Below are 22,714 nucleotides of genomic sequence, written 5' to 3'. Positions count from 1 at the left end.
TCGACCCGTCGGCCCACGACGCCCCGGCACCGCATGCGCCGACTCCGCGCGCCCCGGCTCCGCACCCCCCGGCCGCCCGGCGACCGAGCCGTGAGAACACCGTCTCGGAGAGTGGAATCCGTGCGGAACGCCCCCGCCCGGAGCACTACCCTGCGGACATGAGCGCGTCTACCCCGCACGAGAACATGTCCCCGGTCACCCAGGCCGCCCACCGGGCCCGCACGGCCGCCGCCGAAATCGCGCCATTGCCGCGCTCGGCCAAGGACGACGCGCTCCTCGCGATCGCCGACGCGCTCGAAGTGCGGACCAAGGAGATCGTCGAGGCCAACGCCCTCGACATCGCCAAGGCCCGCGAGGCCGGGACCAGCGAGACCGTCGTCGACCGCCTCACCCTCACCCCCGAACGGGTCCGCGCCATCGCCTCCGACGTCCGCGACGTCGCCGCCCTGCCCGACCCCGTCGGCGAAGTCGTCCGCGGCAACACCCTCCCCAACGGCATCGACCTGCGCCAGGTCAGAGTGCCCCTCGGCGTCGTCGGCATCATCTACGAAGCCCGGCCGAATGTGACCGTCGACGCCGCCGCCCTCTGCCTCAAGTCCGGGAACGCCGTCCTGCTGCGCGGCTCCTCCTCCGCCTACGAGTCCAACACCGCGCTCGTACGGGTACTGCGCGACGCCGTCGGCGGCGCCGGACTGCCCGCCGACGCCATCCAGCTCGTCCCCGGCGAATCCCGCGACTCCGTACGCGAGTTGATGCGCGCCCGCGGCCTCGTCGACGTCCTCATCCCGCGCGGCGGAGCCTCCCTCATCCGCACCGTCGTCGAGGAGTCCACCGTCCCCGTCATCGAGACCGGCACCGGCAACTGCCACGTCTACGTGGACGCCCAGGCCGACCTCGACATGGCCGTCGACATCCTCATCAACTCCAAGGCCTCGCGCCCCTCGGTCTGCAACGCCGCCGAGACCCTCCTCGTCCACCAGGACATCGCGGACGCCTTCCTGCCCCGCGCCCTCGACGCCCTCGCCGAGGCCGGCGTCACCGTCCACGCCGACGAACGCGTCCAGGGCTACGCCGCCGCCACCAAGGCGACCGTCGTGGCGGCCACCGCCGAGGACTGGGAGACCGAATACCTCTCCTACGACATCGCCGCCGCCGTCGTCGACTCCCTCGACGCGGCCGTCGCCCACATCCGGCGGTGGACCTCCGGCCACACCGAGGCGATCGTCACCACCTCCCAGGCCGCCGCCCGCCGCTTCACCCAACTGGTCGACTCCACCACCGTCGCCGTGAACGCCTCCACCCGCTTCACCGACGGTGGCCAGTTCGGCTTCGGCGCCGAGATCGGCATCTCCACCCAGAAGCTCCACGCCCGCGGCCCCATGGGCCTGCCGGAGCTCACCTCCACCAAGTACATCGTCACCGGCGACGGTCACGTGCGGTAGCCGCAACCGGCCGAAGACCTCCCCCGAAGGCACGCCCGAGGTGGCGCCCTAGGGGGAGATTCGGCCACTCCCTGCCCAAAACGACCGCGCCGGGGCTACGCTGAACCCGTGCCGGACGACGTGGGGGGCAGGCCGTTCCCGGACGGCTGGGAGCCCGACGACGACCGCGGGGGCGCGGACGACGCATTCGCCTCCGTGGTCTTCGACGAGGACTTCGTACGGGCCGCCGAGATCCATGAACCGAGCGCCGTGGAACGGCTGTTGGCCGCCGCCCAGGCCCGCGCCGAGGCCGAAGCGGCCAGAGCCCGCGCCGGCGCCGGACCCGACGACGACTTCGGCTACCCCGCCCGCGACCACGACGCCTACGGCTCCGCCTTCCCCGGCGGGGCCGAAACCGGCCCCTACGGGCCCCACGGCGGCGCACTGCGCCCCTACCGCGGCCGGGCCCGCTGGCACCGCCCCGTCGCCTGGCTGCTCGCCCTGATCATGGGCATCGGCATGGTCGCCCTGGCCTTCGCGGCCGTCTACCGGGGCGCCTCCGGCAGCCGCGGCGAACCCGCCATCCCCCCGGCCACCAGCAACGTGGACAAGAACGTGGACAAGTCCGGGCTACCCATTCCAGCCACGGTCGGCCCTACCGCGTCGGCGGACTACTCGGCACCGGCTGTGCCGGCAGTGCCTCGGAGGCCTTGAGGGGGAGGGGGCCTCCCCCCCACCCCCACCCCTGACCAGCACTTTCCCCCGTCCTGACGCTGCTCTGACCCTGCTCTGACCCCGCCCTGCACAACCGCGTGGGAACTCGTCAGAACTTGTCGCGTAGCAGCGCGTTTACCGGCCCCTCCCGCGACCTACCCTGAAGGTATGGCAGGGCGTGGAGAGCCACCCGAGGGGACACCGGAGGGCCTCCCCGGCGGAGGTGAGGACGAGTACCGATCCGTCGTCTTCGACGAATCGTTCGTTCGCGCTGCCCGCCTTCAGGAGTTCTCCGCCCAGGAGCGGATGCGCGAGCACGCGCGCGCGGTCCGCAGCCGTTCCAGCTGGTCCTTCAAGCCCTTCACCAAACAGATCGTCGCGCTGGTCGTCCTCCTCTTCATCGCCTTCGGCACCGCTGTGTACATGGGCCTGCGCCACCCCTACCAGCCCGGTGGCGGCAGCGTCGCCGCCGAGCCCCTGCGGATGACCGTGATACCGCTGGCCCCGCAGACCGTCGTCCCCGGCATCGACGTCACCCGCCTGTTCGACCACAGCCCGGCCGCCCAGTTCCGCACCGGCGCCGACGGCATCAACCTCCCCGCCGTCCGCAGGACCAGCCACTTCTCCGAGAGCCAGATCATCGCCGGTGTGACCACCGCCAAGGAGTATCTGGTCCAGTCGTCCCTCGACCCCCAGGTGCTGACCGGCAAGTCCGTGCACCAGGTCCGCGCACTGCTCGATCCGGAGCTGATCGCCCAGTTCGACCAGAGCATCGACAACCCGGCCGACGACGGCCGCCACTCCGCCACCGGCTGGCTGGTGCGCTTCGATCCGGCCAAAGTGGCGCTGGCCGACCCCCAGGTGCGGGTGCAGGGCACCTTCCACTACGCCGAGTCCGGCCGGGACACCCTGGATGTGACCTCCGACCACACCTTCACGTACGCCCTGCGCCCGGCCGCGTCCGGCCAGGACAAGGCGGCCTCGCTCTTCACCGTCCGCCGTGAGCTGCACTTCCGCTTCGACCGCGACGACCTGCGGCTGCACCGGGTCGAGCTGCAGTTCAGCTATATGGAGGCCGGGCCGCAGGCCTGCTCGGCCGATGTCTCCGCGCAGCTGCGGCCGCTGCTCGCGGGCGAGCGGACCAGCGCGACCGGCCCGGCGGGCACCGATCCGTACGCGACCGGCCCCGCCACCGCGGCCCTCTGCGGCACCCTGGCCACCAGCGCCCAGCCGACGCCGTAGACCGCCCGGGCACCGCGGACCCTCCTAGGCGTCCTGTCCCGGCCCTTCCTGCGGTCCGTCGCCGTCCGCCGCCGGACCGGACGGCCCGTCCTGCGGTCCGCCCTTCGCACCGTTTGAAGGGGCGCCGTCCGAGGGGCCGCCGTCCGCCGGCCGGTCCGAGGCGCGCGAGGCGGAGCCCGCGCCGGTGAACTTGCCGTACAGCTTGCCGCCGAGGTCCGCCGTGCCGCCGGCTATGTCGCCGACCAGCTTCATCAGCGGGTCCTTGCTCGTCCGGACCGTCTCCGCGTACGAGGCGGCGGACTCGCGGAACGAGTCGGAGACCGAGGTGTCCTTGTCCTCCTCACGACGGGGGTAGTGGCCGTCCATCAGACGCTGGTAGTCACGGCTCGCGGCCCACTTCTTCAGCTCGGCCGCGCGCACGGTGGTGAACGGGTGCGAACGGGGCAGCACGTTGAGGATCTTCAGGACCGAGTCGCGCAGGTCGCCGCCCGCCTCGTACTCCTCGGCCTGCTCCAGGAACGCGTCCACGTTCATCTCGTGGAGGTGGTTGCCGCCGGCTATCTTCATCAGGCCCCGCATCGAGGCCTGGAGGTCCTGGCCGACGAGCAGTCCGGCCCGGTCGGCGGACAGCTCCGACTTGCGGAACCACTCCCGCAGCGCCGTCACTATCGCCATCACCGCCACGTTGCCCAGCGGGATCCAGGCGATCTTCAGCGCCAGGTTGGTGAGGAAGAGCAGGATCGTGCGGTAGACCGAGTGGCCGGACAGGGCGTGGCCCACCTCGTGGCCGACGACCGCGCGCATCTCCTCCTCGTCGAGCAGCTCCACGAGGCCCGTGGTGACGACGATGATCGGCTCGTCCAGGCCGATGCACATCGCGTTCGGCCGGGGGTCCTGCGTCACGTACATCGGGGGGACCTTCTCCAGGTCCAGGATGTAACAGGCGTCCCGCAGCATGGCGTTGAGGTGCGCGAACTGGGCGTCGCTCACGCGCACGGAGTCGGAGAGGAACAGCAGGCGCAGGCTGCGCTCGGGCAGCAGCCCGCTGAGCGCCTTGAAGACCGTGTCGAAGCCGCTGAGCTTGCGCAGCGCCACCAGCGCCGACCGGTCCGCGGGGTGTTCATAGGCCCGGGAGGAGATCCCGGGGAAGCGTCGGCGCTGCCTGCTCGGCACGCTGTCCTGGATGTCATCGGTCATGGTGTCCCCCTGTCTGAGAGTCTCGGCTCGTCCCCCTGACGACATCCACCCTAGGCGGTGGGGCTACCGTGGGGCGGGGGCCTGTGGATAACCAAGGAGACACCTGCCATGACGGATGCCGTCACGCTTCTCGCCGCCGCCTCGGACCAGCAGGGACCCGGCAATGTGCTGCGGATCCTGCTGCTGGTGTCGATCTTCGGTGCGGGCGGCCTGGCCTGGCTGCTGCTGCGCGGCTACCGCTCCAACGGCGGTGGCGACGCGGTCGCCGCCGGGTCGGACGGCGAGCCGAGCCGGGGTGCGAGCCCCGACGCGGAGGGCGTCGTCAAGGACTGAACGGCTGAGTCGGCGTGAGAGTGCCCGGGCGGCCCGCATACGATGTGCCCGAAGTCTCCGCTCCGACTCCCGGATAGGTCCTGCTGACGATGAGCCTCACCAGCACCGCCGCCACGCATCTGGTCACCCTCGCCGAGGGCACCGAGCACGGCGGCAACCACGAAAGCCTCAGCCCGTACGTCACCGGTGGCGGCGCCCTGTTCGCGCTGCTGCTCCTGCTGTGGATCACCACGCGCTTCAACCGCGACCGCTGAGTCGGGGCGTTTCCACCGGGCCAGTAGGCTCTGCACGCATGGGAGAGCAGGAAGTGCCTACCGGTCCGGTCAAGCGGCGCATCGGCGTGATGGGCGGAACGTTCGACCCGATCCACCACGGACACCTGGTGGCCGCCAGCGAGGTGGCCTCTCAGTTCCATCTGGACGAGGTCGTGTTCGTGCCGACGGGGCAGCCGTGGCAGAAGAGCCACAAAAACGTCTCCGCGCCCGAGGACCGGTATCTGATGACGGTCATCGCGACCGCGTCCAACCCGCAGTTCTCGGTGAGCCGGATCGACATCGACCGCGGCGGTGCGACGTACACCGTGGACACGCTGCGGGACCTGCGCGCCCTCAACAACGACGCGGACCTGTTCTTCATCACCGGCGCCGACGCGCTCTCGCAGATCCTCACCACCTGGCGTGACGTGGACGAGCTGTTCTCGCTCGCCCACTTCATCGGGGTGACCCGGCCCGGCCACATACTGACGGACGACGGTCTGCCCGAGGGCGGGGTGTCGCTGGTGGAGGTGCCCGCCCTGGCCATCTCGTCGACGGACTGCCGGGCGAGGGTCGCGCAGGGCGACCCGGTCTGGTATCTGGTTCCGGACGGCGTGGTGCGCTACATCGACAAGCGCCAGCTCTACCGCGGCGAGTGAGAGAAGGGCACCCGGTGAACGACCGACAGGACCCGTACGACCCCTATGCGCCGCAGGTGCAACTTGTCGGTTATGACGAGTACGGCCAGCCGGTGTACCAGCAGGTGCCCCAGCAGGGTTCGTACGACCCGTACGCCCAGGCCCAGCCGCAGCAGACCCACCAGTCCCACCAGTCCCAGCAGGCTCAGCCGTCCCAGCGAGACCACCAGGGCCAGCAGCAGGGCGGTTACGGGTACGACCCGTACGCCCAGCAGCAGCCCTCGTACGACTACGGCTACGACGCGTACGGCCAGTCCGCGCAGCCGTCCGTGCCCCAGCAGAACCAGGGGTACGGCTACGACCCCGCGCAGCAGTGGGGCGGCGAGCAGCCCCCCGCCCAGCAGGCAGCGCAGACGCAGGCCCCCGTGCGGGAGGCCCAGCCCGAGCCGGAGCCGGAGCCGGTGGCCGAGCAGATCCCGGTGCTGCCGCAGCAGCGCAAGGACGAACGCGACTACCGCACCGAGCAGTTCTCGTTCATCGAGGAGCCCGACGAGGACTCCGAAGACGTCATCGACTGGCTGAAGTTCACCGAGAGCCGCACCGAGCGGCGCGAGGAGGCAAGGCGCCGCGGCCGCAACCGGGTGGTCGCGCTCGTCGTGGTCCTCGCCCTCGCGGCGGTCGGCGGCGTCGGCTACCTCTGGTCGGCCGGCAAGCTGCCCGGCGTCTCGTCGTCCTCGGACTCCAAGAAGCCGGCGGCCGCCGTGGGCGCGCAGAAGCGGGACGTGATCGTCCTGCATCTGCACAACACCCAGAAGGGCGGCACCTCCACGGCGCTGCTCGTCAACAACGCGACGACCAAGCAGGGCACCACCGTCCTGCTGCCCAACACCCTCGCCGTCTCCAACGACGACGGCACCCGCACCACGCTCGCCAAGTCCGTCGACGGCGACGGTTCGCAGGGTACCCGCGAGGCGCTCGGCACCCTGCTCGGCACCAAGATCACCGGGACCTGGCGGCTGGACACGCCCTTCCTGGAGAACCTGGTCGACCTGGTCGGCAACATCGACATCAGTACGGATGCCGATGTGCCGAGCGCCAAGGCGGGCGCGGCCCCCGTGGTGAAGAAGGGCGAGGACCAGACGCTCACCGGGCAGATGGCTGTGGCGTACGCCACGTACAAGGGGCCCGGCGAGGCGGAGGCCAAGCAGCTGCAGCGGTTCGGGCAGGTGATGTACGGGGTGCTGCGCAAGATCTCGGACGACCCCAAGGCCGCCACGATCACCGTGCAGACGCTGGCGCAGATCCTCGACCCCTCGCTGCCCGAGGGCGACCTCGGTGCCGCGCTGGCCAAGCTCGCCGAGCACGCCAAGGTCGGCGCCTACAAGACGGCGCTGCTGCCGGTCCAGCAGGACGGCACGCTCAGCGCGCAGGCCGGTGACAGCGTGGTCAAGGACATCCTGGGCGGCTCGGTCACGGCTCCCGACAAGGGCGCGGCGATCCGCGTCGGCGTCAGCAACGGCAGCGGCAACCCGAAGGCGGCCGACAAGGCCCGGGTCGACCTGGTCAACGGCGGCTACGCCTTCATCGACGCGGGCGGCGCGAGCACGGCGGCGACCTCCTCGGTCACGTACGGTGACGCGGCCCAGAAGGCGAAGGCCGAAGAGGTGGCCAAGACGCTGGGTCTGCCGGCCGGTGCGGTCAAGCAGGGCAAGGCCGCGGCGAACGCGGACGTCACCGTGGTGCTCGGCAAGGATTACAAGGTCAAGTAATCCTTTCGGGGCTGTCGGCGGTCCGTGAGATCCTGGAGAACGATCTGAATCGATCTGACCGCCGACGAAAGCCAGCTTGTGACCGCCACGGACCGTTCCATCGAGCTCATCACCGCCGCCGCTCAGGCGGCCGCCGACCGGCTCGCGCACGACATCATCGCGTACGACGTCAGCGATGTGCTGTCGATCACCGACGCCTTCCTGCTCGCCTCCGCCCCCAACGACCGCCAGGTCAAGTCCATCGCGGAGGAGGTCGAGGAGCGCCTGAACAAGGAGCTCGGCGCCAAGCCGGTGCGCCGCGAGGGCGACCGCGACGCCCGCTGGATCCTGCTGGACTACGTCGACATCGTCGTGCACGTCCAGCACAGCGAGGAGCGCGTCTTCTACGCCCTGGAGCGCCTCTGGAAGGACTGCCCCGAGCTGCCGCTTCCCGAGGACGCGGTGAAGACCCGCGGCAAGGCCGCCGAGCACGCCCAGCTGCACGGTGGGACGGAGGACGGTGAGCTGAGCTGAACACCAGCGACGCGAAGCCGGGCCGGGGCCGCCGGGTCGTCCTGTGGCGGCACGGCCAGACCGCGTGGAACCTGGAGCGCCGCTTCCAGGGCTCCACGGACATCGAGCTGACCGAGGCCGGTCTCGGCCAGGCGCGCCGCGCGGCGCGCCTGCTGGCGGCCCTGAAGCCGGACGCGATCGTCGCCTCCGACCTCAAGCGCGCCGCGGCGACCGCCGGCGAGCTGGCCGCGGTCTCCGGGCTGCCGGTCACCCACGACGCCGCCCTTCGGGAGACGTACGCGGGCGCCTGGCAGGGCCTGACCCACCAGGAGATCGTGGGCCTCTACGGCGAGCAGTACGCGGCGTGGAAGCGCGGCGAGCCGGTGCGCCGGGGCGGCGGCGAGCTGGAGACCGAGGTGGCCGACCGGGCCGCCCCGGTGGTGCTCGCCCACGCCGACAAGCTGCCGGACGAGGGCACCCTGGTCGTGGTCAGCCACGGCGGGACGATCCGCACCACCATCGGCCGCCTCCTCGGCCTGGAGGCGCACCACTGGGAAGGCCTGGGCGGGCTCTCCAACTGCTGCTGGTCCGTCCTCGGCGAGGGCGCGCGCGGCTGGCGCCTGCTGGAGCACAACGCCGGGACGCTCCCCGAGCCGGTCCTCGGCGACGACGACTGAGGCGGCCGCGGGGCCGCCGCCGGGGCGCGCCGGGCGCCCGCCCGGGCGGTGCGACCACCGGATTTCACTTTCCGGCAGGTCACAGGCTAAAGTTCTTCTTGTTCGCGGCGCAGGAGCGCAGGAAACAAAAGCGAACAGCGGGGCTATAGCTCAGTTGGTAGAGCGCCTGCATGGCATGCAGGAGGTCAGGAGTTCAATTCTCCTTAGCTCCACAGGTACGGGATCCCGTCCGGTCGGTTCGACCGGGCGGGATTTCGCGTTTCCGGGGCCCCGCCCGGCCGGGCCGGGTGGCGGCGGGTGTGAGACGGCCGCCCAGCCCCGTGCCCGCGCGGCCGCCTCACGCCCAGATCTTCTCCCGCATCTCCCGCAGCGTTGCCGTACGCGCGCCGCTCTCCTCGTCGTTCGGTGTGTACGTCACGATCCGGCACTCCGGCATCCCGTTGATGGACAGCGACACCGAGGTCATCCGTATCTCGCCGACCGCCGGGTGGCGGAACGTCTTCACCCGGGGGCCCGGCGGCACCACGTCGCCGGTCCTCCACAGCCGCGCGAAGTAGGGGCTCGCCTCGGAGAGCTTCTCGATGAACGACTCCCAGGCGGGCTCGCCGACATGGCGGCCGTACTCCGAGCGCAGGGTCGCCACCATCACCGGCAGCTCCTTCTCCCGGAACAGGACCGGACAGTCGGGCTCCGGCACGGTGAACAGCGTCCACAGCACGTTGCTCACGCCCGTCGACCGGACCTCCGGGATGTCGAACAGGTCCCGGTAGGCGGGGTTGGTCGCCAGGATGTCGTAGCGCCCGTTGTAGACCACCGCGGGATGCGGGTCCAGGGCGTCGATGATGCCCTGGATCTCCGGGCCGACCTCCGCCGCCGCGGCCTCCCGGTCCGGCTCGCAGGGCACGTCCGCCAGGTGGTAGAGGTGCTCGCGCTCGGGCTCGTCCAGGCGGAGGGTGCGCGCCACCGCGTCGAGGACCTGCGGCGAGGCGTTGATCGGGCGGCCCTGCTCCAGCCAGGTGTACCAGGTCACGCCGACTCCGGAGAGCTGGGCGACCTCTTCCCGGCGCAGCCCGGGCGTGCGCCGCCGCAGGCCCGGCGGCATGCCGACGTCGGCAGGCGTCACCCGCGCGCGTCTGCCGCGCAGGAACGCGGCGAGTTCGGGCCTGCGGCGTCCGTTCGGTGCTGCCACTGTCGTCACGTCCCCCATCGTGGATCCCGTCGCCCAACGCTGCCAGGTGCTGTCAGTACCAGCATCAGCGGGCTCTCGTTACCCGTATCGGAGTGCGGCCAGGCTGGCTGCCATGACCACCGCACTCTCCACGGGCCCAAGTCCCTTACTCAGTAAAGACCGTGCCACTGACAACCGGCCCTCGCTGCTGCTCGCGATCGTGCTCGCGGCGCAGTTCATGGCGCTCCTGGACGTCTTCATCGTCAATGTGGCCGCCCCCACCGTCCGCACCGAACTGCACGCGTCCGGCGCCGCGTTGCAGCTGGTCGTCGCCGGTTACACCATCGCGTACGCCGTGCTGCTGATCACCGGGGCGCGCCTGGGCGACCTGCTCGGGCACCGCCGGCTCTACCTGGCCGGCCTGGCCGTGTTCACGGCCGCCTCCCTCGCCTGCGGTCTGGCCGGGACGGCCGGGCAGCTGATCGCCTTCCGGCTGGTGCAGGGCGCCGGATCGGCGCTGATGATCCCGCAGGTGCTCAGCCTCATCCAGCGCAACTTCACCGGAGAGGCACGCGTGCGTGCCGTCGGCGTCTACTCCGCCGTGCTCGCCACCGGCGCCGCCGCCGGGCAGGTGCTGGGCGGCATCCTGGTCAGCGCCGACCTCTTCGGCACCAGCTGGCGACCGGTGTTCCTGGTCAACGTGCCCATCGGACTCGTCCTGCTGGCCCTCGGCGCGCGCCATCTGCCCAAGGAGCGGTACGAGCACCGCGGCGCGGCCCGCTGGGCACGCGACCTCGACCTGCCGGGCCTGGTGCTGCTCGGCGGCTCCGTCTCGCTGCTCACGGTGCCCCTGGTGCTCGGCCAGGAGGAGGACTGGCCGCTGTGGGCCTGGCTGTCGCTGGCGTCGAGCGTGCTGCTCTTCGCCGCGTTCTGGGCGTACGAGTCGCGGCTGACCCGGCGCGGCGGTGCCCCGCTGATCGCGCCCAGGGTGCTGCGCCTGCCCGGCATGGGCCTCGCGGTCGTCCGGATCGCCGTGGCGATGGCCATCAACGCGGGCTTCCTGTTCACCCTCACCCTGCACGTCCAGGGCGGCCTCGGCTACAGCGCGCTGCGCGCGGGACTGACCTTCGCGCCGACCGCCGCGGTCTTCGGGGCGGTCGGGCTGACCTGGCGGCGCTGGCCCGCGCGCTGGCAACGGGCGCTGGTGCCGGTCGGGTTCGCACTGACCGCGGTCTCCACCCTGGCCACCGGTCTGCTGCAGCGCGACGGCGGCACGGGCGGACTCGTCATCTACGTGGCGTACGCGGGCGTCGGCGCCGGCCTGGCGCTGGCCTTCAGCCCCACCTTCGCGGGCGCGCTCGCGGGCGTGCGGCCCGAGGACGCCTCGGACGCCAGCGGGCTGCTCGCCACCGTGAACCAGCTGGGCCAGCTGATCGGCGTCGCCGCCTTCGGCACGCTCTTCCTGAACCGGCTCACGGCGGGGGCGCACACCTCCGGCGGCGCGCTGTGGGCGTGCTCTCTGGCGCTGTCCGCGGCGGCCCTCGTGGGAGTGCTGGCCGGTCTCGTATCACGACGTCGCTGACCCTCTTGCGCGACCATGGCAGAATCGTGACGGCCGGAGGGGGACGACGGACCGAACGGGAGGGAGACCGCGATGCCTGCGAGCCGCGACGACGTCCCGGACCTGCCCGGTGCGCCGCGGACAGCGACCCGGATCAGCTGCCCTTCCTGCGGTTCCTCCCGTGTCGCCCAGATGCTCGGCGACGGCGGGGACGTCTCCTACGTGTGCACGGCCTGCGGCCACAGCTGGAGCTGAGATGGGTGCACACAGGCGGAAGTGCGACTGGTGCGGCAGCGGTACGCCGATCGTCCGGGACATGGAACCGGTCAACGCCGACTACCAGTACTGGTGCGAGGAGTGCGCGCGGGCGCTGATCATAAAAGGCGACCCCATCGAGACGTACCGGGAGCTCGAGGGGGAGCCGATCTACGGCCGCCTCCTGGAGGCGCACTGCACCCTCAAGAGGTTCTACTCGTTCGCCACGGCCTGAGCCGCACCCCGCGCCGCGGCCCCAGCGCCACCGCCGCCACGAAGACGGCCCCGGCCAGCGGATAGAGCGCCGAGAGTGCCATCTGCGGCCCGCTCTGGGCCAGTTCGGGGCGGCTCGCCCCGTGCGGCACCCACCACAGGGCGTACGAACCGAAGACCAGCGCGGCGACGGCCCCGCCGGTCCGGTGGGCCCCCAGCAGCACGAGGGCCGGCACGCACCACACCCAGTGGTGCGACCAGGAGACCGGGCTCACCAGGAGCGCCGTGGCCGCGCAGCACAGCACCGCCCCGGCCCGCTCCCCGCGCAGCTCGGCCCGTACCGCCGCACAGAGCCCCAGCGCCGCCGTGAGGACGGCGGCGGCCGCCCACCAGGCCCCCGGGTCGGCGGTGTGCAGCAGCCGGGCCAGCACCCCGCGCAGGGACTGGTTGGCGGTGTCCTCGGCGTGGCCGACCCGGCCCGTCTCGAACACCGTCGACGTCCAGAAGCGGCGCGAGTCGGCGGGCAGCGCGAGGGCCGCCGCCAGCGTCGCCCCCGCGAACACCGCCACCGCCGTCGCCGCCTGCCGCAGCCATGGGTTCCAGCCCGCTCCACGCGCGCGTACGAGACCGGTGAGCAGCAGGAACAGCGCGAACAGGGCGGGGGTGAGCTTCACCGCGGCCGCGAGGCCGATGCCCGCGCCCGCCCCCCGGTGGCCGGTACGCCGGGTCAGGTCCCACAGGACGGCGACCGCGAGCAGCAGATTGATCTGGCCGTAGCGCAACGTCGTCCACACCGGCTCGCACCACACCGCGAGCGCCGCCACCCACAGCGCGGCCCCCGGCCGCCTGGGGGGTGGAGGCGTCCGGGGCGATGGCCTGGGCGCTCTCCACGCGCGCGAGGATCGGCGCCAGCCACCGGGTGATGCGGCGGCGCACCGGGCGCGGCAGCGAGCGGAGGACCAGGGCGCCGGCCACACCGGCCAGCGAGAGGCTGTACAGCGTGACGACCCAGCCGGCCGCCTGACGGCCCGCGTACAGGCCGTGGACCAGCGCGAAGGACCAGGCCGGGTAGGCCAGCATGTGCACCGAGCGCCAGTGGCCCGCGACCCGGTCGGGGTTGGCGAACGCGCTGCGCAGGGCGCCGGTGGCGGCCGTGACGACCATGAGGACGGCGGCGAGCGAGCCGAGGCCGATCAGGCCGTCCGAGCCGGTGACGCCGAGTCCGAAGGGGATGAGGGCGCCGAGCAGGCCCACATGGCCGACCGCGATCTTGACGGTGATGTGCACCAGCAGGAAGCCGATCGAGGACACGGCGGTCGCGCGGTGCACGGCCTGGGCGACGAGCCGGTGGCGCGTCGTCATCAGCAGCCGGTCGGTGGCGAGCAGGCCCCAGGCGACCGAGGCGGTCAGACAGACCAGCGAGAGGACACCGGTGGTGAAGTCCAGCGCGGCACGGAAGCCGCCGCCGGTCGTGGCGGCCAGCACCGGTATGAGCACCGCCGAGGCGACGAGCAGCGCGCCGGACGTTCCTCCTTTCACCCGTCCCTTGAGGGACGGGATCTTCAGTGTCGGGATGGAGCGGGGACTGTGAGGGTTCATGGGGCAACTCCGAAACGTTCAGCAAAGTGGTCCCGTGGCCGCATGCTAGGTCGCCTCATACCAAGCAGTACGGCGTTTGCTTGGTTGCCCCAGAAGAGGTCGGTACGCGGAGTAACCTCTTTCGGCCGGGCTCGTTGGGGCGCCTCGTGAACGCTCAGTGCGGGCCGTGTGGGGCCTGCGGTACCCTGACGCCATGCGTGCCGTACGCCTTCTGCTTAGCGAGCCGCGCTGATCAGTCCCGACCGTTGAAAAGAGCCGGTCGGAATCGGCGCGGCGTCCCCTCCTGTGCGAGGGGCTTTTTCGTTTGGTGAATGTCGCAGCCGCTGGCAGAGACGATCGATGGAGCTTCAAGAATCATGAGCGAGACGAACCCCGCTGCCGCAGAGCCGGTAGCGCCGCACCGCTACACGGCCGCCATGGCCGCCGACATCGAGGCACGCTGGCAGGACTTCTGGGACGCCGACGGCACCTACGCGGCGCCGAACCCCACCGGTGACCTGGCCGGGGATCCGGCGGTCGTCGCCCGGCCCAAGAAGTTCATCATGGACATGTTCCCGTACCCCTCGGGCGCGGGCCTGCACGTCGGCCACCCGCTGGGCTACATCGCCACCGACGTCTTCGCCCGCCACCAGCGCATGACCGGCCACAACGTGCTGCACACGCTGGGCTTCGACGCCTTCGGCCTGCCCGCCGAGCAGTACGCGGTGCAGACCGGCACGCACCCGCGCGTGTCCACCGAGGCCAACATGGAGAACATGAAGGCGCAGCTGCGCCGTCTGGGCCTGGGCCACGACCGGCGCCGCTCCTTCGCGACGATCGACCCGGACTACTACAAGTGGACCCAGTGGATCTTCGTCCAGATCTTCAACTCCTGGTACGACGACGCCGCCAACAAGGCCCGCCCGATCTCCGAGCTGGTCGCCCAGTTCGAGAGCGGTGAGCGACAGGCCCCCGGCACGCGCGCGTGGAGCGAGCTCAACGCGGCCGAGCGCTCCGACGTCCTGGGCGGCTACCGCCTGGCGTACGCCTCGGACGCGCCGGTCAACTGGTGCCCGGGCCTGGGCACCGTGCTGGCCAACGAGGAGGTCACCGGCGACGGCCGCTCCGAGCGCGGCAACTTCCCCGTCTTCAAGGCCAAGCTGCGCCAGTGGAACATGCGCATCACCGCCTACGCGGACCGCCTGCTGGACGACCTGGACGCGCTGGACTGGCCCGAGGCCATCAAGCTGCAGCAGCGCAACTGGATCGGCCGCTCCGAGGGCGCGCGCGTGGACTTCGCGGTCGACACCGTCACCGGCGGCGCCGACGCCATCACCGTCTTCACCACCCGCCAGGACACCCTGTTCGGCGCCACCTACATGGTGCTGGCCCCCGAGCACGAGCTGGTCGACGCGATCGTCCCGGCCGCCTGGCCCGAGGGCACCCACGAGGTGTGGACCGGCGGGCACGCCACCCCCCCCCCGGCCCCGCCGAGGCCGTCGCCAAGTACCGCGCGTTCGCCGCGTCCAAGTCCGACGTGGAGCGCCAGGCCGACGCCAAGGAGAAGACCGGCGTCTTCACCGGCGCGTACGCGGTCAACCCGGTCAGCGGCGACAAGGTCCCCGTCTTCGTCGCGGACTACGTCCTGATGGGCTACGGCACCGGCGCGATCATGGCCGTTCCGGCGCACGACACCCGTGACTTCGCCTTCGCGCGCGCCTTCGAGCTGCCGATGCGCTGTGTCGTCGAGCCGTCCGACGACCGCGGCACCGACACCACCGCCTGGGACGACGCCTTCGCCTCGTACGAGGCGAAGCTGGTCAACTCCGCCAACGCGGCGATCTCCCTGGACGGCCTGGGCGTCACCGACGCCAAGGCGAAGATCACCGACTGGCTGTCCGAGCGCGGCATCGGCGAGGGCACCGTCAACTTCCGGCTGCGCGACTGGCTGTTCAGCCGCCAGCGCTACTGGGGCGAGCCCTTCCCGATCGTCTACGACGAGGACGGCGTCGCGCACTCGCTGCCCGAGTCGATGCTGCCGCTGGAGCTGCCCGAGGTCGAGGACTACTCGCCGCGCACCTTCGACCCGGACGACGCGGACACCTCGCCGGAGACCCCGCTGTCGCGCAACGAGGACTGGGTGAACGTCACCCTGGACCTGGGCGACGGCCGCGGCCCCCGCCCGTACCGCCGCGAGACCAACACCATGCCCAACTGGGCCGGTTCCTGCTGGTACGAGCTGCGCTACCTGGACCCGCACAACAGCGAGAAGCTGGTCGACCCGGAGATCGAGCAGTACTGGATGGGCCCGCGCGAGGGCCAGCCGCACGGCGGTGTCGACCTGTACGTGGGCGGCGCCGAGCACGCCGTGCTGCACCTGCTGTACGCGCGCTTCTGGTCCAAGATCCTGTTCGACCTGGGGCACGTCTCCTCGGCCGAGCCGTTCCACAAGCTGTACAACCAGGGCATGATCCAGGCGTACGTCTACCGGGACGCCCGCGGCTTCCCGGTGCCGGCCACCGAGGTCGAGGAGCGCGACGGCGCGTTCTTCTTCGAGGGCGAGCCGGTCAAGCGCGAGCTGGGCAAGATGGGCAAGTCCCTGAAGAACGCGGTCACTCCGGACGAGATCTGCGCCGAGTACGGCGCGGACACCCTGCGCCTGTACGAGATGGCGATGGGCCCGCTGGACGTGTCGCGGCCGTGGGACACGCGCGCGGTGGTCGGCCAGTACCGCCTGCTGCAGCGGCTGTGGCGCAACATCGTCGACGAGACGACCGGCGAGGCCACCGTCACCGACGCCGAGCCGGACGAGGCGACCCTGCGCGCCCTGCACAAGGCCATCGACGGCGCCGGCGGCGACCTGGCGGAGATGCGCTTCAACACCGCCATCGCCAAGATCACCGAGCTGAACAACCACCTGACCAAGGCGGGCGGCGCGCTGCCGCGCGAGGTCGCCCGGTCGCTGGTGCTGCTGGTGGCGCCGCTGGCCCCGCACATCGCCGAGGAGCTGTGGCGCAAGCTGGGCCACCAGGACTCGGTCGTCCACCAGGACTTCCCGGTCGCCGACCCGGCGTACGTCGTCGACGAGACCGTGACCTGCGTCGTGCAGATCAAGGGCAAGGTCAAGGCGCGCCTGGAGATCCCGCCGAGCATCTCCGACGAGGAGCTGGAGAAGCTGGCCCTGGCCGACGAGGCGGTCGTCGCGGCGCTGGGCGGCGCCGGGATCCGCAAGGTCATCGTGCGGGCGCCGAAGCTGGTGAACATCGTTCCCGCGTGACCGGCTGAGCAGGGCGGAGCCGTACTGGGGGGTTTCCCCTACGGGCAGGTTGGGGGTTCCCCGGGAACCACCGGCCTGCCCGCTCCGTTTACGGTGGAGGGAAGCCGACCGACAACGAGGGGACGTTCATGGAAGCCGCGATCGCGATCCTGGCGCTGTTCCTCGTCGCCTTCGTCGTGCTGGGCGTGTACCTGGCGGTGAAGGCGGTCGGCGCCGCCAAGCGAGGAGTGGAACGTACGGTCACCCAGGCCCGCAAGGCCGTCGAGGACACGACGCTCCGGGCCAAGAGCATGGGGCAGGTCGGTGTCGGCGGCGAGCTCGCACAGTTGCGGCTCTCGCTGCGCACCTCGATGCGCGCCACCCAGGACGCGCTGCACGCACGCGTGGAGCAGGACGAGTCCCTGAAGGAGTCGCTGAGCCTCTTCGAGCGCCTCAGCGGCCATGGACACGAGCTGGACGAGGAGCTCAGGCGCCTGGAGCGTGAGCCCGACAAGCGGCGCATAGCCGAGCGGATGCCGGAGCTGCGCGAGCGCACCGAGCGGATCACGCACGCCGCGGACTCGCTGCGCTGGGCGGCCCGCGACCGGGCCCAGCAGTTCGCCGACGACGATCTGGCCGCGTTGAGCGCCGAGATCGAGGTCGAGTCGGGGGCGCTGCGGGACTGGGCGACGAAGGGGCCCCCCAACACAAAACCCCGTCCCCGCCCAGCCGGGCGGAAACGGGGTCTTGTTCAAGCTGTTCGCCGCACCCGCGTGGCGAACGCAGGCCGCGTGCGGCGGTGGTGCTGGTACCGGGGAGGGAGCGGATGAGAGGGCCCGCTGGGTCCCTTCCGGTGGTCTATCAAGTGGTCAGCCTCGGAGACTGGCCAGGCGAGCGGCCCGGGGGCCGGTCACTTGGTCAGGCAGCCTTGAGGGCGGCAACCTTGGTGGCCAGCGCCGACTTCTTGTTGGCGGCGGCGTTCTTGTGGATGACACCCTTGCTGACGGCCTTGTCGAGCTTCTTGGAGGCGGCGCGGACAGCCGTGTCGGCCGCCTCGAGCTCGCCGGCCAGGACAGCCTCGCGGGCCTTGCGGATCGCGGTCTTGACCTCGGACTTGACGGCCTTGTTACGCAGGCGCGCCTTCTCGTTGGTCTTGTTCCGCTTGATCTGGGACTTGATGTTCGCCACGAAAGAGCCTTTTCAGGTTCGATGTATCAGATGGTTGTGGCACTCGCCGCTGAGAGGGCAGACGAGGCACAGCTGCCCAGGTTACCAGCCGTCCAGCTGGCGGCCCAAACCGAGCGCAGTCCCGTTCCCATGGGACGATAGGGGCTACGTATCGATCCGACATCGCCCGAGACGAGACGCCCCGGCGTCTCAAGAATCAGGACCCTGCGTGCCCGCGACTCCTACCAACGTGCCCGAGCCGAGCCGTACCGACCCGGCTCTGATCCGCAATTTCTGCATCATCGCGCACATCGACCACGGCAAGTCGACCCTTGCCGACCGGATGCTCCAGCTGACCGGTGTGGTCGACCAGCGGCAGATGCGTGCTCAGTACCTCGACCGGATGGACATCGAGCGCGAGCGCGGCATCACGATCAAGAGTCAGGCCGTGCGACTGCCCTGGGCCCCCACGGAGGGGACCGGCCAGGGCAGCACCCACATCCTGAACATGATCGACACCCCGGGGCACGTGGACTTCACGTACGAGGTGTCGCGGTCGCTCGCCGCCTGTGAGGGGACCGTCCTGCTCGTCGACGCCGCTCAGGGCATCGAGGCGCAGACCCTGGCGAACCTCTACCTCGCCATGGAGAACGACCTCACCATCGTTCCCGTCCTCAACAAGATCGACCTTCCGGCCGCGCAGCCCGAGAAGTTCGCCGAGGAGCTGGCCAACCTCATCGGCTGCCAGCCCGAGGACGTGCTGAAGGTCTCCGCCAAGACCGGTGTCGGCGTGGACGCGCTGCTCAACCGCGTGGTGCGCGATGTGCCCGCGCCCGTCGGCGTGGCCGACGCGCCCGCCCGCGCGATGATCTTCGACTCGGTCTACGACTCGTACCGGGGCGTCGTCACGTACGTCCGAGTCGTCGACGGTCAGCTCAACAAGCGTGAGCGGATCCGGATGATGTCGACCGGCGCGACGCACGAGCTCCTGGAGATCGGGACGAACTCGCCCGAGATGCTGCCGGCCGACGGGCTGGGTGTCGGTGAGGTCGGTTACCTGATCACCGGTGTGAAGGACGTCCGTCAGTCCAAGGTCGGTGACACCATCACCTCCCTGCACCAGGGCGCCACCGAGGCGCTCGGCGGCTACAAGGACCCGAAGCCGATGGTCTTCTCGGGTCTGTATCCGCTGGACGGGTCGGACTACCCGGACCTGCGCGAGGCCCTCGACAAGCTCCAGCTCAACGACGCCGCGCTGGTGTACGAGCCGGAGACCTCGGCCGCGCTCGGCTTCGGCTTCCGCGTCGGCTTCCTGGGCCTGCTCCACCTCGATGTGATCCGTGAGCGGCTTGAGCGCGAGTTCGGGCTCGACCTCATCGCCACCGCGCCGAACGTGGTCTACCGGGTCGTCCTGGAGGACGGCAAGGAAGTCACCGTCACCAATCCGAGTGAGTTCCCGGAGGGGAAGATCTCGGACGTGTACGAGCCGGTCGTGCGTGCCACGATCCTCGCGCCCAGCGAGTTCATCGGCTCGATCATGGAGCTCTGCCAGACCCGGCGCGGCACCCTGATCGGCATGGACTACCTCTCCGAGGACCGCGTGGAGATCCGCTACACGCTGCCGCTCGCGGAGATCGTCTTCGACTTCTTCGACCAGCTCAAGTCGAAGACGCGCGGCTACGCCTCGCTCGACTACGAGCCCACCGGCGAGCAGTCCGCCAGCCTCGTCAAGGTCGACATCCTGCTGCACGGCGACAAGGTCGACGCCTTCTCGGCCGTCACCCACAAGGACGCGGCGTACGCGTACGGTGTGCGGCTCGTCGCCAAGCTGCGCGAGCTCATCCCCCGGCAGGCCTTCGAGGTGCCCATCCAGGCCGCGATCGGCTCCCGGGTGATCGCCCGCGAGACCATCCGCGCCATCCGCAAGGACGTCCTCGCCAAGTGCTACGGCGGTGACATCTCCCGTAAGCGGAAGCTGCTGGAGAAGCAGAAGGAAGGCAAGAAGCGGATGAAGATGGTCGGTTCCGTGGAGGTTCCGCAGGAGGCCTTCATCGCGGTGCTGTCCAGCGACGAGTCTGCGAGCAAGAAGAAGTGACCGGCGAGTAGCCCCCTGTGCCGCGACGGACCCCCGCTCTTCGGAGTGGGGGTCCGTTCGTTATGAAACCACCTTCCGCTGCCCCTTACGCGCCGGGCGGTGGCGCTCTACTCTGATCACGGCCCGATGGTTACTCGCCAGTTAAACAAGAAGCAGCCGCAGCCCTGCCGCAGGCCAGCCCGGAGGACGTCGTGAGCGACACACAGACCTTGATCGAGAACCGGCCACCGTCCGTGGCGGCCCTCTTCGTCCAGCGCGTGGAGGCCACCCCGGACCTGGAGGCCTATCGCCATCCGGTCCCGGCCGGCGACGGCCAGGGCCGGGACGAATGGAAGTCGCTCAGCTGGGGCCAGGCCGCCGAGCGGGTCTATGCGATCGCGGCCGGGCTCGCCGACCTCGGGGTGACCTCCGAGCAGCGCGTGGCGCTCTCCTCCTCCACCCGGATCGAGTGGATCCTCGCGGACCTCGGGACGATGTGCGCGGGTGGCGCGACCACCACCATCTACCCGCAGACCAACGCCGAGGAGTCGGCGTTCATCCTGAGCGACTCCGAGAGCCGGGTGCTCTTCGCGGAGAACGCGGCCCAGCTCGCCAAGGCGCGCGAGCGCCGCACCGAGCTGCCCGACCTCCAGCACGTCGTGGTCTTCGACGCGCGGGGCGTCGAGCCCGCCGAGGACGACCCCGAGGGCTGGGTGCTCACCCTCGCCGAGCTGGAGGCGCGCGGCGCCGCGTATCTGGAGAAGCACCCGGACGCGGTCAAGGAGCGGATCGCGGCGATCACCTCCGACCAGCTGGCCACGCTGATCTACACCTCCGGTACGACCGGCCGCCCCAAGGGCGTGCGGCTGCCGCAGGACAACTGGTCGTACATGGCGAAGGCCATCGCGGCGACCGGGCTGATCAGCGGGGAGGACGTCCAGTACCTCTGGCTGCCGCTGGCGCACGTCTTCGGCAAGGTGCTGACCTCCGGGCAGATCGAGGTCGGCCATGTGACGGCCGTCGACGGCCGGGTCGACAAGATCATCGAGAATCTGCCGATCGTCCAGCCCACCTATATGGCGTCGGTGCCCCGGATCTTCGAGAAGGTCTACAACGGGGTCGCAGCCAAGGCACGTGAGGCCGGCGGGGCCAAGTACAAGATCTTCCAGTGGGCGGCCGAGGTGGCCCGCGAGTACGCCAAGACCACACAGGACAACTTCCGGCGCACCGGCCGGGCGACCGCCCCCTTCGGCCTGGCCGCCAAGCACAAGGTCGCGGACGCGCTGGTGTACTCGAAGATCCGCGAGGCGTTCGGCGGACGGCTGCGCGCCTGTGTCTCGGGCTCGGCCGCGCTCGCCCCCGAGATCGGCTTCTTCTTCGCCGGCGCCGGGATCCACATCCTGGAGGGCTACGGCCTCACCGAGACCAGCGCCGCCTCCTTCGTGAACCCGGGCGAGGCCTACCGCACCGGCACGGTCGGCAAGCCGCTGCCCGGTCTTGAGGTGCGCATCGCCGACGACGGCGAGATCCTGCTGCGCGGCCCCGGCATCATGGAGGGCTACCACAAGCTGCCCGAGAAGACCGCCGAGGTGCTGGAGTCGGACGGCTGGTTCCACACCGGCGACATCGGCGAGCTCTCGCCCGACGGCTATCTGCGGATCACCGACCGCAAGAAGGACCTGATCAAGACGTCCGGCGGCAAGTACATCGCGCCGGCCGAGGTCGAGGGCCAGTTCAAGGCGGTCTGCCCGTTCGTCTCCAACATCCTGGTGCTCGGCGCCGACCGGAACTTCTGCACCGCGCTGGTCGCCCTGGACGAGCCCGCGATCCTGGGCTGGGCCAGGGACCACGGGGTCAGCGGCTCGTACGCCGAGGTCGTCGCCAACCAGGAGACGGTGGCCCTGATCGAGGGCTATGTGAAGCGCCTCAACGAGGGTCTGCAGCGCTGGCAGACCATCAAGCAGTTCCGGCTGCTGCCGCGCGACCTCGACGTGGAGCACGGCGAGCTGACCCCCAGCCTCAAGCTGAAGCGGCCGGTCGTCGAGCGCCAGTACAAGGACCTGATCGAGGACATGTACTCGGGCTCGCGCGAGGCGTAGCCGGTACGGGAGGCGGGGGCGCGGTCAGCAGCGCCCCCGTCGCATGTCCCGGATGATCTCCTCCAGGGACGCCAGCCGCCCGCGCAGTTCGCCCGCCTCGTCGGGGCGCCCCCGCGCCAGCTCGTCCTCGATCGCCGTCACCAGCTGCGCTATCTCGCCGAGCTGCTTCTGCTCGCGTTCCAGCAGCCGCTCCAGCTGGCGGTTCTTGCGGTGCAGCTCCAGGAAGACATTGACCTTGGCCCGCAGCACCCAGGGGTCGAACGGCTTGGTGAGGAAGTCCGCCGCGCCCGTGGCGTACCCCCGGAAGGCATAGCCGCTGTCGCCCTCCGTGCCGGTCAGGAAGATGATCGGCACGTCCTTCGTCTGGTCGAGCCGTTTGATGTTGGTCGCGGTCTCGAAGCCGTCCATGCCCGGCATCCGTACGTCGAGCAGCACCACCGCGAACGTCTGCCGCAGCAGTGCCTTCATCGCCTCCTCGCCCGAACGCGCCCGTACCAGCGGCTCGTTGAGCGACCCCAGGACCGCCTCCAGCGCGATCAGGTTGTCCTCCATGTCGTCGACCAGGAGGATGCTCGCCCGGTCGCCGGGCGGTGCCGCTGTGCTCAT

General features: G+C 70.8%; 20 protein-coding genes, 1 tRNA gene and 2 pseudogenes. 17 read left to right on the top strand and 6 right to left on the bottom strand.

The window, feature by feature from the left end:
- The first annotated feature begins 158 nt into the window (after nucleotides 1–158).
- The 3 genes from A8W25_RS10500 (at nucleotide 159) to A8W25_RS10490 (ending at nucleotide 3,377) form a co-directional block, all read left to right on the top strand.
- Nucleotides 159–1,442, top strand: a complete 1,284-nt coding sequence (locus A8W25_RS10500; RefSeq protein ID WP_067158910.1) for a glutamate-5-semialdehyde dehydrogenase — start codon at nucleotides 159–161, stop codon at nucleotides 1,440–1,442.
- 108 nt (nucleotides 1,443–1,550) lie between these two features.
- Complete coding sequence (locus A8W25_RS10495) at nucleotides 1,551–2,135, top strand: hypothetical protein (protein ID WP_067158905.1); 585 nt, start codon at nucleotides 1,551–1,553, stop codon at nucleotides 2,133–2,135.
- A gap of 168 nt (nucleotides 2,136–2,303) precedes the next feature.
- On the top strand, nucleotides 2,304–3,377 hold the full coding sequence (locus A8W25_RS10490) for a hypothetical protein (RefSeq protein ID WP_067158901.1): 1,074 nt from the start codon (nucleotides 2,304–2,306) through the stop codon (nucleotides 3,375–3,377).
- A 24-nt stretch (nucleotides 3,378–3,401) separates the two neighbouring features.
- Here the strand turns inward: A8W25_RS10490 and A8W25_RS10485 are convergent, their stop codons facing one another.
- Nucleotides 3,402–4,574 carry a M48 family metallopeptidase gene (locus tag A8W25_RS10485; RefSeq protein WP_067158899.1) on the bottom strand — a complete coding sequence of 391 codons (1,173 nt, stop codon included), beginning with the start codon at nucleotides 4,572–4,574 and terminating at the stop codon, nucleotides 3,402–3,404.
- A gap of 108 nt (nucleotides 4,575–4,682) precedes the next feature.
- Here A8W25_RS10485 and A8W25_RS10480 point away from each other — a divergent pair, with 108 nt between their 5' ends.
- The 7 genes from A8W25_RS10480 to A8W25_RS10455 all read left to right on the top strand — a co-directional run bounded on the left by A8W25_RS10480 (nucleotide 4,683) and on the right by A8W25_RS10455 (nucleotide 8,949).
- Complete coding sequence (locus tag A8W25_RS10480) at nucleotides 4,683–4,907, top strand: hypothetical protein (RefSeq protein ID WP_067158897.1); 225 nt, start codon at nucleotides 4,683–4,685, stop codon at nucleotides 4,905–4,907.
- 89 nt (nucleotides 4,908–4,996) lie between these two features.
- Nucleotides 4,997–5,161, top strand: coding sequence for a hypothetical protein (locus A8W25_RS34340; RefSeq protein WP_180357169.1), 165 nt, complete (start codon nucleotides 4,997–4,999; stop codon nucleotides 5,159–5,161).
- Nucleotides 5,162–5,199: 38 nt separating this feature from the next.
- The gene (gene nadD, locus A8W25_RS10475) at nucleotides 5,200–5,820 is read left to right on the top strand and encodes a nicotinate-nucleotide adenylyltransferase (protein ID WP_067158895.1); all 621 of its coding nucleotides are present in this window, start codon (nucleotides 5,200–5,202) and stop codon (nucleotides 5,818–5,820) included.
- A 14-nt stretch (nucleotides 5,821–5,834) separates the two neighbouring features.
- Nucleotides 5,835–7,568, top strand: coding sequence for an LCP family protein (locus A8W25_RS10470; RefSeq protein ID WP_067158893.1), 1,734 nt, complete (start codon nucleotides 5,835–5,837; stop codon nucleotides 7,566–7,568).
- Nucleotides 7,569–7,646: 78 nt separating this feature from the next.
- A complete protein-coding gene (rsfS, locus tag A8W25_RS10465; RefSeq protein WP_067158886.1) occupies nucleotides 7,647–8,081 on the top strand; it encodes a ribosome silencing factor in 435 nt (144 codons plus the stop codon).
- Nucleotides 8,078–8,737 carry a histidine phosphatase family protein gene (locus tag A8W25_RS10460; RefSeq protein ID WP_067158885.1) on the top strand — a complete coding sequence of 220 codons (660 nt, stop codon included), beginning with the start codon at nucleotides 8,078–8,080 and terminating at the stop codon, nucleotides 8,735–8,737. The genes rsfS and A8W25_RS10460 overlap by 4 nt, the downstream gene beginning before the upstream one ends.
- Nucleotides 8,738–8,876: 139 nt before the next feature.
- Nucleotides 8,877–8,949, top strand: a tRNA-Ala gene (locus A8W25_RS10455).
- A gap of 125 nt (nucleotides 8,950–9,074) precedes the next feature.
- On the opposite strand, the gene A8W25_RS10450 is transcribed toward A8W25_RS10455, so the two are convergent.
- A complete protein-coding gene (locus A8W25_RS10450; protein ID WP_079125941.1) occupies nucleotides 9,075–9,944 on the bottom strand; it encodes a helix-turn-helix transcriptional regulator in 870 nt (289 codons plus the stop codon).
- Between the two features lie 181 nt (nucleotides 9,945–10,125).
- On the opposite strand from A8W25_RS10450, the gene A8W25_RS10445 reads away from it, so the two are divergent.
- The 3 genes from A8W25_RS10445 (at nucleotide 10,126) to A8W25_RS10440 (ending at nucleotide 11,956) form a co-directional block, all read left to right on the top strand.
- Nucleotides 10,126–11,487: an MFS transporter gene (locus tag A8W25_RS10445; RefSeq protein WP_234386436.1), complete on the top strand. Its 1,362-nt coding sequence runs from the start codon at nucleotides 10,126–10,128 to the stop codon at nucleotides 11,485–11,487.
- A gap of 72 nt (nucleotides 11,488–11,559) precedes the next feature.
- The gene (locus A8W25_RS34335) at nucleotides 11,560–11,721 is read left to right on the top strand and encodes a hypothetical protein (RefSeq protein WP_199831718.1); all 162 of its coding nucleotides are present in this window, start codon (nucleotides 11,560–11,562) and stop codon (nucleotides 11,719–11,721) included.
- A gap of 1 nt (nucleotide 11,722) precedes the next feature.
- Nucleotides 11,723–11,956 carry a hypothetical protein gene (locus A8W25_RS10440; protein WP_067158879.1) on the top strand — a complete coding sequence of 78 codons (234 nt, stop codon included), beginning with the start codon at nucleotides 11,723–11,725 and terminating at the stop codon, nucleotides 11,954–11,956.
- Here A8W25_RS10440 and A8W25_RS10435 read toward each other — a convergent pair.
- Both A8W25_RS10435 and A8W25_RS34820 read right to left on the bottom strand, forming a co-directional pair.
- Nucleotides 11,925–12,911, bottom strand: coding sequence for a glycosyltransferase 87 family protein (locus tag A8W25_RS10435; RefSeq protein WP_079125940.1), 987 nt, complete (start codon nucleotides 12,909–12,911; stop codon nucleotides 11,925–11,927). The two genes, A8W25_RS10440 and A8W25_RS10435, sit on opposite strands and share 32 nt — an antisense overlap.
- Nucleotides 12,856–13,533 (bottom strand): annotated as a pseudogene (locus A8W25_RS34820) (hypothetical protein); the annotation flags it as partial. The gene A8W25_RS10435 and the pseudogene A8W25_RS34820, both read right to left, overlap by 56 nt.
- 356 nt (nucleotides 13,534–13,889) lie before the next feature.
- Here A8W25_RS34820 and leuS point away from each other — a divergent pair.
- Nucleotides 13,890–16,789: pseudogene (leuS, locus tag A8W25_RS10425) on the top strand (leucine--tRNA ligase).
- Between the two features lie 128 nt (nucleotides 16,790–16,917).
- On the top strand, nucleotides 16,918–17,598 hold the full coding sequence (locus A8W25_RS10420) for a hypothetical protein (RefSeq protein ID WP_234386398.1): 681 nt from the start codon (nucleotides 16,918–16,920) through the stop codon (nucleotides 17,596–17,598).
- Between the two features lie 88 nt (nucleotides 17,599–17,686).
- Here the strand turns inward: A8W25_RS10420 and rpsT are convergent, their stop codons facing one another.
- Entirely contained in the window at nucleotides 17,687–17,956 is a 270-nt protein-coding gene (rpsT, locus tag A8W25_RS10415; RefSeq protein WP_067158876.1) for a 30S ribosomal protein S20, read from the bottom strand.
- A 208-nt stretch (nucleotides 17,957–18,164) separates the two neighbouring features.
- Here rpsT and lepA point away from each other — a divergent pair, with 208 nt between their 5' ends.
- Complete coding sequence (gene lepA / locus A8W25_RS10410; protein WP_067158875.1) at nucleotides 18,165–20,030, top strand: translation elongation factor 4; 1,866 nt, start codon at nucleotides 18,165–18,167, stop codon at nucleotides 20,028–20,030.
- Nucleotides 20,031–20,221: 191 nt separating this feature from the next.
- Nucleotides 20,222–22,108 carry an AMP-dependent synthetase/ligase gene (locus A8W25_RS10405; protein WP_067158873.1) on the top strand — a complete coding sequence of 629 codons (1,887 nt, stop codon included), beginning with the start codon at nucleotides 20,222–20,224 and terminating at the stop codon, nucleotides 22,106–22,108.
- 24 nt (nucleotides 22,109–22,132) lie between these two features.
- On the opposite strand, the gene A8W25_RS10400 is transcribed toward A8W25_RS10405, so the two are convergent.
- Nucleotides 22,133–22,714: a response regulator gene (locus tag A8W25_RS10400; RefSeq protein ID WP_067158872.1), complete on the bottom strand. Its 582-nt coding sequence runs from the start codon at nucleotides 22,712–22,714 to the stop codon at nucleotides 22,133–22,135.

It is taken from the genome of Streptomyces sp. ERV7 (assembly GCF_001653515.1).
GTDB lineage: Bacteria > Actinomycetota > Actinomycetes > Streptomycetales > Streptomycetaceae > Streptomyces.
Note: the sequence above shows the minus strand (reverse complement) of the source record. Positions and strands in the feature narration are given on the sequence as shown.